The sequence below is a fragment of the Priestia sp. USM5 genome (assembly GCF_058323215.1).
In genome coordinates, this window is record NZ_JBSGKN010000001.1 from 3,976,955 (window position 1) to 3,990,041 (window position 13,087).

General features: G+C 39.3%; 12 protein-coding genes. 4 read left to right on the forward strand and 8 right to left on the reverse strand.

Annotation, left to right across the window (positions count from 1 at the left end):
* Positions 1 to 101 precede the first annotated feature (101 nt).
* From argF to argC, 7 genes are all read right to left on the reverse strand, one after another.
* A complete protein-coding gene (gene argF / locus ACWATA_RS20930; RefSeq protein ID WP_473050160.1) occupies positions 102 to 1,052 on the reverse strand; it encodes an ornithine carbamoyltransferase in 951 nt (316 codons plus the stop codon).
* Positions 1,049 to 4,159, reverse strand: a complete 3,111-nt coding sequence (gene carB, locus ACWATA_RS20935; RefSeq protein WP_098625752.1) for a carbamoyl-phosphate synthase (glutamine-hydrolyzing) large subunit — start codon at positions 4,157 to 4,159, stop codon at positions 1,049 to 1,051. The genes argF and carB overlap by 4 nt, the downstream gene beginning before the upstream one ends.
* Positions 4,152 to 5,225 carry a carbamoyl phosphate synthase small subunit gene (locus ACWATA_RS20940; RefSeq protein ID WP_028412385.1) on the reverse strand — a complete coding sequence of 358 codons (1,074 nt, stop codon included), beginning with the start codon at positions 5,223 to 5,225 and terminating at the stop codon, positions 4,152 to 4,154. The genes carB and ACWATA_RS20940 overlap by 8 nt, the downstream gene beginning before the upstream one ends.
* A gap of 70 nt (positions 5,226 to 5,295) precedes the next feature.
* Positions 5,296 to 6,450, reverse strand: a complete 1,155-nt coding sequence (gene argD, locus ACWATA_RS20945; RefSeq protein ID WP_155008535.1) for an acetylornithine transaminase — start codon at positions 6,448 to 6,450, stop codon at positions 5,296 to 5,298.
* Positions 6,416 to 7,240, reverse strand: a complete 825-nt coding sequence (argB, locus tag ACWATA_RS20950; RefSeq protein WP_034267696.1) for an acetylglutamate kinase — start codon at positions 7,238 to 7,240, stop codon at positions 6,416 to 6,418. Before argB ends, argD begins: the two co-directional genes overlap by 35 nt.
* A 12-nt stretch (positions 7,241 to 7,252) precedes the next feature.
* Positions 7,253 to 8,488, reverse strand: a complete 1,236-nt coding sequence (argJ, locus tag ACWATA_RS20955; protein ID WP_033578034.1) for a bifunctional ornithine acetyltransferase/N-acetylglutamate synthase — start codon at positions 8,486 to 8,488, stop codon at positions 7,253 to 7,255.
* 45 nt (positions 8,489 to 8,533) lie between these two features.
* Complete coding sequence (gene argC / locus ACWATA_RS20960; protein ID WP_033578033.1) at positions 8,534 to 9,577, reverse strand: N-acetyl-gamma-glutamyl-phosphate reductase; 1,044 nt, start codon at positions 9,575 to 9,577, stop codon at positions 8,534 to 8,536.
* 352 nt (positions 9,578 to 9,929) lie between these two features.
* On the opposite strand from argC, the gene ACWATA_RS20965 reads away from it, so the two are divergent.
* On the forward strand, positions 9,930 to 10,628 hold the full coding sequence (locus ACWATA_RS20965; protein ID WP_033578032.1) for a Crp/Fnr family transcriptional regulator: 699 nt from the start codon (positions 9,930 to 9,932) through the stop codon (positions 10,626 to 10,628).
* A gap of 31 nt (positions 10,629 to 10,659) precedes the next feature.
* Here the strand turns inward: ACWATA_RS20965 and ACWATA_RS20970 are convergent, their stop codons facing one another.
* Positions 10,660 to 10,968, reverse strand: coding sequence for a metal-sulfur cluster assembly factor (locus ACWATA_RS20970; RefSeq protein WP_013055384.1), 309 nt, complete (start codon positions 10,966 to 10,968; stop codon positions 10,660 to 10,662).
* A gap of 235 nt (positions 10,969 to 11,203) precedes the next feature.
* Here ACWATA_RS20970 and ACWATA_RS20975 point away from each other — a divergent pair, with 235 nt between their 5' ends.
* From ACWATA_RS20975 to ACWATA_RS20985, 3 genes are all read left to right on the forward strand, one after another.
* Positions 11,204 to 12,016 carry a Cof-type HAD-IIB family hydrolase gene (locus tag ACWATA_RS20975; RefSeq protein WP_028412391.1) on the forward strand — a complete coding sequence of 271 codons (813 nt, stop codon included), beginning with the start codon at positions 11,204 to 11,206 and terminating at the stop codon, positions 12,014 to 12,016.
* Positions 12,017 to 12,137: 121 nt separating this feature from the next.
* Positions 12,138 to 12,287 (forward strand): hypothetical protein, encoded by a 150-nt coding sequence (locus tag ACWATA_RS20980; RefSeq protein ID WP_243495397.1) that lies wholly within the window; start codon positions 12,138 to 12,140, stop codon positions 12,285 to 12,287.
* A gap of 3 nt (positions 12,288 to 12,290) precedes the next feature.
* The gene (locus tag ACWATA_RS20985) at positions 12,291 to 13,052 is read left to right on the forward strand and encodes a DUF3813 family protein (RefSeq protein WP_028412392.1); all 762 of its coding nucleotides are present in this window, start codon (positions 12,291 to 12,293) and stop codon (positions 13,050 to 13,052) included.
* The last annotated feature ends 35 nt before the right edge of the window (positions 13,053 to 13,087 follow it).

Below are 13,087 nucleotides of genomic sequence, written 5' to 3' on the forward strand. Positions count from 1 at the left end.
ATAAATCACCTTTCGTTCTGTTTAGTATACAACTGGTGTTCCCACAATTAATTCCCTTTAAACAAAAAAACCTTTCTGATATTCTCAGAAAGGTTTTTTTCTTAGCCTAAAATTGCTTGAAGCAAGGCCTTTTGTACATGCATACGATTTCCAGCCTGCTGGAAAACAACCGAATTTGGTCCGTCAATAATGCTTGCTGTCACTTCTTCTTCACGATGCGCAGGCAAGCAGTGGAGAAATAAATAGTCTGACTTCGCATGGGCAGCTAGCTCTTCATTTACTTGATAAGGAGCAAATATTTTCAAGCGCTGCTGTGCTTCTTCTTCCTGTCCCATACTTGTCCACACGTCTGCATAAATAGCATCGGCATTTTTTACAGCCTCTACAGGATCTTTTGTAATCGTAACCTTCGCACCCGTTTTAGCAGCTACTTCATTAACATAAGCTGTTACAAAGTCTTTTGGCTCATATCCGTCAGGGCATCCAATTGAAATATCTATTCCCATTTTTGCACATGCAATCATTAAGGAATGCGCTACATTATTTCCGTCTCCAACATAAGCTACTTTTAGCCCATCAAATGATTTCTTGTGCTCGTAAATCGTTAATAAATCAGCTAGAGCCTGACAAGGATGATAATCATCTGTCAAACCATTAATAACGGGAATGGATGCGTAATCTGCAAGCTCTTCGATCTTGCTATGTTCAAACGTACGAATCATGATAGCATCGATGAATTCAGATAGTACGCGTGCTGTATCACCAATCGTTTCTCCGCGTCCAATTTGTAAATCCTGGCTGCTTAAAAAGAGGGCGTTTCCTCCAAGCTGCATCATTCCCGCTTCAAATGAGACTCTTGTTCTTGTTGAAGATTTTTCAAAAATGAGCCCCAGCGTTTTTCCTTTTAACGATGTGACGATTTCACCATTTTTATGCTTTTCTTTCAGCTCAATGGCGCTTTCTAAAAGTGACATAATATCGTCTGATGATAAATCTTTAAGCGTAAGCAAATCTTTTCCTTTTAAATTCGTATTTACCGATACTGTACTCATGATACTGTCACTTCCTTTTTAGTTTTTTGAAACCATTCTTGTAGTGATGAAACGTGATATTCATTGACTTGGAACGATTGGAAAAATAGCGAAGCCGTTTCTGCCTCCGTCATAACCATTAAACCGTGTTTTAATGCTGACATACGGCTTTCTTTATCTTCAGGCTGTAAACTTACATATAATAAAGCTTCTTTCGTTTTTACCCATTCACTAACTTCTTTATCTTTAACAAGAGTTAATCCCGCGCTTTGCGCAAGTTCTTCAAGGCCCTGTGCTTCTCCGTTAATATACACTTCTGCAGCACCTTTTTTACTTAACACATACTGATGGAATACTTTTTTTGCTGCTTCTTCAATCGTTGAAGAAATCGCAATTCCTTCACCAGTTGACTTCATTTCTGGTCCAACGAGCGGATCAACTCCTGATAATTTACTTGTCGAAAACACTGGAAACTTAATAGTTGTATAAGCCGGATCCGGCAATAAACCTAGCTTCTCGCTAATTTCCGACAATGATTTCCCAAGCAATATTTGAGTTGATAGCGAAACAAGCGGCGTGTTGCACACTTTGCTTACTACAGGCACTGTACGGCTGGCACGCGGATTAACTTCCAGCATGTAGACTTCATCGTTGTAAATAACATATTGGATATTCATAATCCCTTTATATTGAAGTTTGTTTACAATTTTTTGAGCGTAGCTCACCATTTTTTCTTTATGTGCTGCTTCTACTGTTTTTGCTGGTAAAAGCGCATAGCTGTCTCCTGAATGAACGCCGGCTTTTTCAATATGTTCAACGATTGTCGGAATCAACACATCTTTTCCGTCTGCTACAACATCAATTTCTGCTTCTTTTCCAGGGAAGTAAGCATCAATAAGCATTGGGAAATGAGACGCTTTAATAGCCGGTAAACAAGCCTGCAGCTCCGTTTCATTTTGAATTGTCAGCATTCCTTTTCCGCCAATGACGTAAGAAGGACGAATAAGTAATGGGAATCCCATAGCTTTTGCTTTTTGTACAAGTTCTTGCTCATCTTTCGCCATTTCACCTGGGATATGCGGAATATCACAGTCGTCTAAGAGCTTATAAAACAGGTCGCGATCTTCAAGTGCATCAATAACATCATTTGTAATCCCTAGTAAATTGACGCCAGCTTCTTCTAGCCCTTTAACAAGCGAAATAGCCGTTTGACCTCCGTATTGAACAATTACATCCGTCACATTTTCAGCATCAAGAACGTTTAGCACATCTTCTACTGTTACAGGTTCAAAATATAAGCGGTCTGCTACTTCAAAATCCGTACTTACCGTTTCTGGATTGTTGTTAATTAAAATTGTTTCGTATCCTTCTTTTTCAAGAGCTAACACACCGTGTACAGAGCTGTAGTCGAATTCTACTCCTTGGCCGATACGAATCGGTCCAGAACCGATAATCGCAACTTTTTTATTCGTTGATGGTTCAATCTCACTCTCGCCATAATAACTAGAGTAGAAATAAGCCGTAGAGGATTCGAACTCCGCTGCACATGTATCTACCATTTTGTAGCTTGGCGTAATATGTAGTGCTTTACGTTTCGCTCTTACGTCAAGCTCTGGCACGTTCCATACGCTTGCTAGATACGCATCTGTAAAACCATGCTCCTTCACTTGCTTGAAGTGTTCAGCTGTAATGGAATCAAAACGTACTTCCTTCAAAGAGGCTTCCATTTTAATCAGCTGCGTAAAGTGTGTTAAATAGAAATAATCAATTTGCGTTACTTCATGGATATACTCAGGCGTTGTACCGCGACGTAAAAGCTCAAGGATAACAAAAATACGCTCATCGCTTTGTTCGCCAAGCTTGCTTTTTAATTCATCCGTTGAAAGTTCTTGCAGTTCTTCTACTTCCAATCCTTGTAAATCAATTTCTAAAGAAGACAGTGCCTTTTGGAAGCTACGTGTAAAGTTACGGTCAATAGCCATTACTTCTCCAGTTGCTTTCATTTGCGTGCCAAGCGTTCTCTCCGCGTAGAAAAACTTGTCAAACGGCCATCTTGGAAATTTCACTACTACATAGTCAAGAGCTGGTTCGAAGCTTGCATATGTGTCTCCTGTTACAGGATTTAATAACTCATGAAGCGTGTAGCCTACTGATAGTTTTGCAGCAATTTTAGCAATCGGATAGCCCGTTGCTTTTGATGCAAGAGCAGACGAACGGCTCACACGCGGATTTACTTCAATTAAATAGTACTGCTTGCTTTTTGGATCAAGCGCAAACTGAATGTTGCAACCTCCAATAATGCCAAGCGATGAAATAATTTTAACTGAAGCCGAACGAAGCATTTGATATTCCACGTCGGTTAACGTTTGAGAAGGAGCAACGACTACCGAATCTCCAGTATGAACACCCACGGGATCAATATTTTCCATGTTACAAATTGTAATGCACGTATTGTTCACGTCACGCATAACTTCGTACTCAACCTCTTTAAATCCAGCGATGCTTTTTTCAATTAAGCATTGAGTAATAGCACTTTCACGTAAACCTGACGCTGAAAGTTTTTCAAGTTCTTCCATAGAATGAGCAATTCCTCCGCCCGTTCCGCCTAACGTATAAGCAGGACGTACAATAACAGGAAAACCAATTTTCTCGGCAAAAGCTAATGCTTCTTCTACTTTTGTGACAACTTCACTTTCCGGCACCGGTTCATTTAGTTCATTCATTAATGCACGGAACTCTTCACGGCTTTCACCTTTTTTGATTGATTCAATCGGTGTTCCTAAAAGTTTCACATCGTATTTTGGCAAAATATTTTGTTCATGAAGCTCAAGGGCTAAGTTTAAACCCGTCTGTCCGCCTAATGTAGCTAACAAACCATCCGGCTTTTCTTTTGCAATAATTTTCTCTACGCAGTCTACTGTTAATGGTTCAAAATAGATTCGATCTGCTACGTGAGTGTCCGTCATAATCGTAGCTGGATTATTATTGATTAAGATAACTTCATAACCTTCTTCTTTTAATGACAAGCATGCCTGAGTTCCTGAATAATCAAATTCTGCTGCTTGCCCAATTACGATTGGTCCTGATCCGATTACTAAAATCTTTTTTAATGTTTGGTCTTTAGGCATATACTTTTCCGCTCCCTACTTGCTGTACTTTCGTCATAAATTCATCAAAGATATACGTGCTGTCACTTGGTCCAGGATGTGCTTCTGGATGATATTGAACCGAAATAACAGGAAGGTCTTTATGCATTAAACCTTCAACCGATCCGTCATTCACATTTTTAAATCGAACGCTTAATGGCGTAGACGTAATCGTCTGTTCATCTACGACATAGCTATGGTTTTGAGACGTCATACACACTTTGTTAGTCGTTAAATCAATTACAGGCTGATTAGCTCCTCGGTGACCGAACGCCAGCTTTTTGGTTTCTGCCCCAAAAGCAAGCCCAATTAACTGATGTCCAAAGCAAATTCCCAAAGTTGGATACGCTGAAATAATTTCTTTTAATTCATCCAGCTGACTGCTTACTTGAGTTGGATCTCCAGGTCCGTTTGATAAGACAATGCCATCCGGCTGCAGCTCTTTTACTTTTGAAGAGCTTGTAGAATAAGGAACAACCGTTACTTTGCACTCTCGATTTAGCAGCTCTTGTAAAATTGATTTTTTATAGCCAAAGTCCATTAATACAACGTGTTTTTCACCGTTTCCGTAAGTAACAGGCTCTTTTGTTGACACTTCTTTTACTACATATCCATCGCATTCAGCAGTAAATGCTGGCGGCTCAGCAGATGCCGAAAAGGCAGATTGCATCGTACCTTCTTTTCGAATTCGTTTTACGACCGCTCTCGTATCCACATGTGTAATAAGCGGAATGTTCCATTTCTTTAAATATTGTTTGAAGCTGTACATCGCTTCGTAATGGAACCCTTCATCTGAACATTCGTATACGACAACGCCTGCTACGTGAGGCTTTTTGCTTTCATAATCTTTCTCATTGATACCATAGTTCCCAATCAAAGGGTACGTAAAGACGATAATTTGATCTTTGTAAGATGGATCAGTCACAACTTCTTGATAACCAGTCATTCCAGTAAAGAAAACAATTTCTCCTTCTGCCTGGTGCGTTGCTGTATGTTCAATGTGTCCGGCGAACGAATCGCCGTTTGCTAAGTGTAAATATCCGTTCATTGTGCATCCCTCTTCGAATAATTATTTATAAAACAGAATTTTTATACAAACATATTCAAAAAAATTTGTATTATGAAGTAATTTTTGTTTGGCTAAATGCTTCTTCAATGATATGAATCGCTTGGTCTAACTCTTCTTTTGTTACAGTTAAAGGCGGCAGCAATCGTACTACATGCGGTCCTGCTCCCAGTGCTAGCAATCCTTTTTCACGCATTGCTGCAAGCAATGCCGACTGATGTTCTCCGCATTCAATTCCAATCATAAAACCTTTTCCGCGAACATCTTTTACAAATGAATAATCTGCTACGCTATTTTTCAAAGCGTTGGTAAAATAAAAGCTTTTTTCTATAACCTCTGCTAAAAATGCTTCATTAAAAATAATGTTTAAAGTTGCTTTAGCTGAAGCTAATGCAATTGGATTTCCTCCAAAGGTTGTTCCGTGAGTACCAGGTCCAAATGCTTCTTTGAGATAGCCTTTTCCAATCATCGCACCAACCGGCATTCCGCTTCCTAACCCTTTAGCAGCTGTAATAATATCTGGTGACACATTAAAATGCTGATAGGCAAATGGTTTTCCTGTTCTGCCGATTCCAGTTTGCACTTCATCGACTATAAACAGTGCTTCGTGCTTTTTACACAGCTCTTGAATAGTTAATAAAAATGCTTCGGTTCCTGGAACAACTCCGCCTTCTCCTTGAATGACTTCAACCATAATTGCTGCTACGCTGTCGTCCATTTCCTGTTTTAATGCTTCTTCATCATTGTATGGCACATAAACAAATTCATTAACAAGAGGACCGAAGCCATCATGAATTTTTGCCTGCCCTGTAGCTGTCATGGTAGCAAATGTACGTCCATGAAATGATTTTGTAAAGGTAATGATTTTATGTTTTTGCGTGTACTTGCGCGCTAATTTAATCGCCGCTTCGTTGGCTTCTGCACCGCTGTTACAGAAGAATACTGCATCACCGTTTGAATGTTCCACAAGCTTACCTGCTACATCTTCTTGAATCGATTGATGAAATAAATTTGACACGTGCCACACTTTATTTAACTGCTCTTCGATCGCTTTTTGAACATCAGGATGACGATGGCCTACGTTACAGACAGCGATACCTGAAATAAAATCTAAATACTCATTTCCTTTGTTATCTATTAATTTTGTTCCTTGCGCCTCTTCCACATGGATATCAAACCGTTGATATGTTGGAAACAATGAACTCATCGCTATCTTCTCCACCTTTTCCACTATATTTAATTGCTGTACCAATCAGCTTTCCTTCCTTATCTAAAAATCCATCAGTTCCGCTAATAATATGAACTTCTTCAAGTAAAGGAGATAACGCATTTACCGCTGATGTCACTTTTGGAATCATTCCGCCGTAAATTACTTTTTCTTCAATAAGTGCATCAATCTCTGACTTTGTAAGCTCAGGAAGCAATGCTCCATCCTTTAATACACCTTTTACATCCGTCACAAACATCAGCTTTTCAGCATTTACTGCTTGTGCAACGGCTCCGGCTGCCACGTCAGCATTAATATTATAGCTATTACCTTCTTCATCGGCTCCAATGGAAGAAATAACCGGAATGTACTGACTGTCAGTTAGTTGTTTTAATAATGTATCGTTTACGCCTCTTACTTCTCCAACGTAACCTAGACGTTCAACATCGATAGCCTCTGCTTTAAGCAACGATCCATCAATTCCTGATAGTCCTACTGCTTTTAAGTTCGCTTTTTGTAGTTCTTTTACAAGATGCTTATTAACTTTGCCTGCTAATACCATCGTCACAACTTCTAATGCTTCTTTGGACGTTTTTCGAAGCCCATCTACAAATTCCGTTTCAATGTGAAGCTTGGTAAGCGTATCTTGAATATCAGGCCCGCCTCCGTGCACAACAATGATCTGATATCCACTCGCTTTTAACTGCTGAATACTTTCAAAAAAAGCGCTTGTTAACTGATTGATAATGCTGCCTCCGCATTTTACAACGACGATTTTTTCACTGCTCATTTCACTCTCTCCTTACGTTCGATAACTGGCGTTGATTTTCACATAATCGTAAGTCAAATCGCAGCCCCACGCCTTGCCAATTCCATTTCCCTGCTGCAAGTCAACATAGACTTCAACCGTATCATTTTCTAAATAAGCTTTTGCTTCTTCTTCACTAAATGAAACAGGCTGGCTGTTTTTTAGCATTTGGATATCACCTAACGAAACGTTCACTGCTTCTGGATTAAGCGCTACGCCGCTGTAGCCAACTGAACAAATAATTCGTCCCCAATTGGCATCGGCTCCATACATGGCCGTTTTCACTAAGTTCGAGCCTACAATTTGTTTAGCAATCACATTTGCCTCTTCGTTTGTATGAGCACCAGATACGTTTACTTCAATTAGTTTTGTTGCTCCTTCACCGTCGCGTGCAATTTGTTTGGCTAAATCTTCACACGTCAAGCGCAGTGCTTCATAAAATGACGTCCATTCAGGATGATCTGGTGTAAGCGACTGGTGATCAGCTTTTCCATTTGCTAAAACAACAACCATATCATTCGTAGACGTATCACCATCTACTGTAATTTGATTAAAGCTTTTATTTGTAATAGAACCCAGCGCATCTTGTAGTACTGAAGCTTCAACCTTAGCATCCGTTGTGATAAAGCTAAGCATCGTAGCCATATTCGGGTGAATCATACCTGATCCTTTCGCTGTGCCGCCAATCGTAACCGTTTTGCCGTCAATGGCTGTTTGATAGCAAGCTGACTTCATTACGGTATCTGTTGTTAAAATAGCCGTTTGAAATTCTTCTGCTTTTTCTTTGTTCGACGAAGGACTTAATAACCCAATGCCCTTCACGATTTTTTCCATATCTAGAAGCTCTCCAATTACCCCTGTAGAAGCTACCGCTACATGATGAGGTAGAATATTAAGCTTTTCTGCACATGTATTTCGCATTTGGTATGCATCTTTTAATCCTTGTTCTCCAGTACATGCATTTGCACATGCGCTGTTCACAACGATCGCTTGCAGCTTCTGCTCTACTGCTACACTTTCTTTTGTAACAGCTAAAGGCGCTGCTTGGAAGGCATTAAGCGTGTAAACAGCTGCGCAATTAGCTGGCACATCACTTACAATAACTCCTAAATCTTTTTTAGCATAACGTAAACCAGCGTGAACGCCATCTGCTGAAAAACCTAGCGGCGTTACAATTGTACCGTTCTCTATTTTCTTTATCTTTTCTTTCGTTTGTTTAACCGTAATCACTATACGTTCCCTCCTGCTTTTATCGTGATTAGTGATGCTGTGCTTTTATGGGAAGACAGGCAGTAGTCCAATACCCGTTTGCTGTTCAAATCCCATCATGATATTGGCATTTTGAATGGCCTGACCGGCTGCCCCTTTAACTAAGTTATCAATGACAGAAACAATCGTGACACGCTTTGTTCGTTCGTCAAATGCAATACCAATATCGCAATAATTTGATGCACTTACTTCTTTAGTAGACGGAAATTCACCAGCTTTTCGAACGCGAACGAATGGGGAGTTTTGATATGTATCTACATATAGCTGATGAAGCTCTTGTACTGAGCTCTCTTCAGAAAGTTCAGCGTATATCGTACTCATAATCCCTCGCGTCATTGGAACTAAGTGCGTACTGAACGTAACATGGCCAATTTCCTCATCCCACTTTTCTAAAATAGATTCAATTTCTGGGATATGCTGATGCTGATTAACTTTGTATATTTTCATATTTTCATTGATTTCAGCATAATGAGCCATTTGCGAAAGACCACGTCCTGCTCCTGAAATTCCGGACTTTGCATCAATGATAATAGAGTTTGATTTCACCATTTGTTTACTAACGAGAGGAGCTAGCCCAAGCAGTGTAGCTGTTGGATAACAACCCGGGTTCGCAACGAACGTACTGCTTTCAACTTCTTCTGCAAACCATTCCGCTAACCCATACACGGACTGTTGTAAAAACGCTTCGGCTGCAGCAGGCTTTTTGTACCACTTTTCATAAAGAGCTTCTGTTTTTAATCTAAAATCTCCAGATAGATCTACCACTTTTATTCCTTCTTCTATTAATTGAGGTACAAGTTTGCTAGAAACACCGGACGGAGTTGCTGTAAACACTAAGTCTAATTCTTTGGCCATGTTCTTAGGGTTTATATCTTGCAGTGTATATACAGTATTAGAAAGGTGAGGATAAACTTCTGCTAGTTCCATCCCATCCTGAGAGGATGAATAAACTGCATAAACATGAAAATGCGGGTGATTCGCTAACAAACGAATCAGTTCTACTCCTCCATACCCTGTTGCTCCAACAATTCCTACCTTGTATTCTTTCATTTTAAAACTCCTTTTTCCACGTATCTATTTGAATTATTTATCATTATAATACCGTATAAAAATAAAATCAAATGAATATTTAAAAAAACCAACACTTTATTCTATATTTTTAAACATTTTTATTTATTCATAAGTTTTTATTTTTATAACTATCTTTCTATTTTTGTTTAGAAATTGTTCACAGATAGTTTTGGAAAACACTGGTTGTTTTTGTGTATAATAAGAGTATCGATAAAAATCATCCGTATGACATTTCTTCATACGGCTAGTGGACGTACAGGATATACAGACTGTTCTAACTTAATAGATTAATAAGTAACAGTCGCAAAAATTTTGAGTAAAAGGTGATAACATGATGAACATCACAACGGATTCTTTTTCAAATGAGCTGCAGCAATTTTTTATGGACTTTGATCATAAAATTTCGTTTAAAAAAGGTGACTTTCTCTTTCAAGAAGGTTCACCTTCAACTCATTTATTTTTTATTACTTCTGGAGCTGTACAAGTAAGTAAAGTGACGCCGGAAGGACGCGAACTGACGCTTCAGCTGGCAAGTTCAGGAGACTTAATCGGGGAAGTTATGCTGTTTTGCGGATCTACTCCCCATATGCTTCAAGCAAAAGCCATTGAACCTTGTACAGCGATCAGCATTCAAAAACGGGTGTTAGAAAACGAACTAGCACAATACCCTGCTCTTTCCATGGAGTACATGAAGTGGATGGGACTTCAAATTAAGCGAATGCAGACAAAGTTTAGAGACTTAATTCTAAATGGAAAAAAAGGAGCTCTCTATTCTACTCTGATTCGCATGTCCAATAGTTTTGGGGTAATGAAGCCAAATGGTATTTTATTAAACGTAACGTTGACAAATCAAGAGATCGCTAATCTATGCGGGACATCCCGAGAAGTGGTCAATCGTATGCTCGCTGAGTTGCGAAAAAATGAAGTAATCTCAATGACAGATGGAAAAATTATCATTCATAAGCTCTCTTTTTTAAAGAAAGAAATAGACTGTGAAGACTGCCCTGTGGAATTGTGCAGAATTGAATAAGAAAAAAAGCCATCGTTGATGGCTTTTTTTCTTATTGAACACCTAATGCAATTTTAGCGTAGCGCGTCATGCGATCTTTATCCCATGGCGGGTTAAATGTGATATTCACTTCTACATTTTCTACTTCTTCAAGAGAAATTAATTGTTTTTTCACTTGTTCGCCAATCACACCCGCTAGCGGGCACCCAATAGAAGTTAACGTCATCGTCACGATAACCGTGTTGTTTTCTTCCATTTCCACCCCGTAAACTAAGCCTAAATTTACGATATCAACGCCAAGCTCTGGATCAATTACTTCTTCTAGTGATTCCATGATTTTATCTTCTAACTGTTTATCCATATTCATTCTCCTTTCTTTTACTTCCGTAATTATCTTCACGTATTAAATATACCCTTAAACAATTTATCGTAAGCAATCAATAACTATGTCTTACACCGTAACAAGACAACTTTTGCATGTCAATCGTTCTGCTTTGCTCATAAGGAAAAGTTGTGTAAAATATGGGAATACAAGCATGAATATTAGTAGAATTCAATATAATCGTATAACTACTTCAATTTAAAAGGAGCCCTATATGAGAAACGATCAACACTTAATCGCCTTAGATCTGGATGGAACATTGTTAACGAATGAAAAAACCATTTCACCTAAAACAAAACGGGTATTAGAAAAAGCCAAACAAGACGGACATATTGTAATGATTGCAACTGGAAGACCTTATCGTTCCAGTGCTATGTATTACAGCGAATTAGATTTATCCACGCCTATCGTAAACTTTAACGGAGCGCTTGTCCATCATCCCCTTCAGCCTGATTTTGGCACGCATCACGAACCTTTAAATCGCCGAACTGTTCATGACATTGTGACAGCTATGCAAGACTATCGCATCAACAATATCATGGCAGAAGTACAAGATGATGTGTATCTTCATTTTGAAGATCGAAAATTAATGGATGTACTCAGCCTAGGGGATCCTAAATTACAAACGGGTGATTTGCGTCATACGCTGCAGCACGATCCAACGTCTATTTTAATTCACGCAGATGAAGAACATGTACAAGATATACGCTCTCACCTTTCAGATGTTCATGCAGAAGTACTAGAACATAGACGCTGGGGAGCACCTTGGCATGTCGTTGAAATTGTAAAAAAGGGACTTAATAAAGCTGTAGGTCTTGAGCGCGTAGCTAATCATTATCAAATTCCTCGCGAACGAATTATTGCGTTTGGAGATGAAGACAATGATTTTGAAATGATTAAATTTGCAGGACACGGTATCGCCATGGAAAATGGTATTAGCGAATTAAAGCAGCTAGCGCGTGAAGTAACAAAATCTAATGAAAATGATGGTATTGCTTATTATTTGGAAAAAACGTTAAATTTATAACTTAGCTTTTTTTGAAAAGCAAGGTAAATTTTTATCGCTATCATTTTTTTTATTTAGCACACACTATAACCGACACTTCTTAAGGTGTCGGTTTTATTTATATTACGAGGAGGAATTTATGATGGGCAGAGGCAATCGATCAAAACGTTTTGTGAAACAAGGTGCAGACGCAGTTCAAAAACATGATGAACGAATTCCTTATCATATGACTATGGCGGAGGCAGAAGCATTTCAAACTCACCAGCGCCAAACTCCTCATGGAGGACAGTAACTTATGAAAAATTCACTTTTTGGTCAAGTAAAAGATGCGATTCGAAACGCAGTATCCGGCCATTCAGAAGATCAGCTTCATCGTCAAAAGCACGGCAACGGTGAACTTGATATTTCAGAAGGCGTATTAAATAGTATTGCTTCTAACGCTTCTCCTGAGGAGCAAGAGCAGCTGAAGCAATTCCAAAACTCATTGCATCAAGCGTATGATACAGATGGAGAATCACATTCAAAAGAGAAAAGCGCAGACATTACGTCCGATACGCTGTCTCATATCGTTCAGAATGCTTCTTCCGAAGAGAAGGCACAGCTTGAACAGCTTCAAAGCACTTTAGAAGGCGGTCAGTCTCACGCTCACGGTGAAGCTCACACGTCCAGTGAAAGCGTGGCAGCTGATATATTGTCTCATGCACAGCAAAATGCTTCTCCTGAAGAAAAGAGCCAGCTTGAACAGCTTCAAAGCACTTTAGAAGGCGGTCAGTCTCACGCTCACGGTGAAGCTCATACGTCTAGTGAAAACGTGGCAGCTGATATGCTATCTCATGCACAGCAAAGCGCTTCTCCTGAAGAACAAGCTCAGCTTCAACAGCTTCAGAATACATTGGGAGCTGCTGGTCAAAATCATCAAACGTCTCAGGCTCATACGTCTGCAGCTTCTGATGAAAACATTGCAGCTGATATGCTGTCTCATGCGCAGCAAAATGCTTCTCCTGAAGAACAAGCTCAGCTTCAAGAACTTTCTAATGACTTAAAAGGCACACATTAATAAAAAAGAGTCTAGGTAATGAATACCTGGACTCT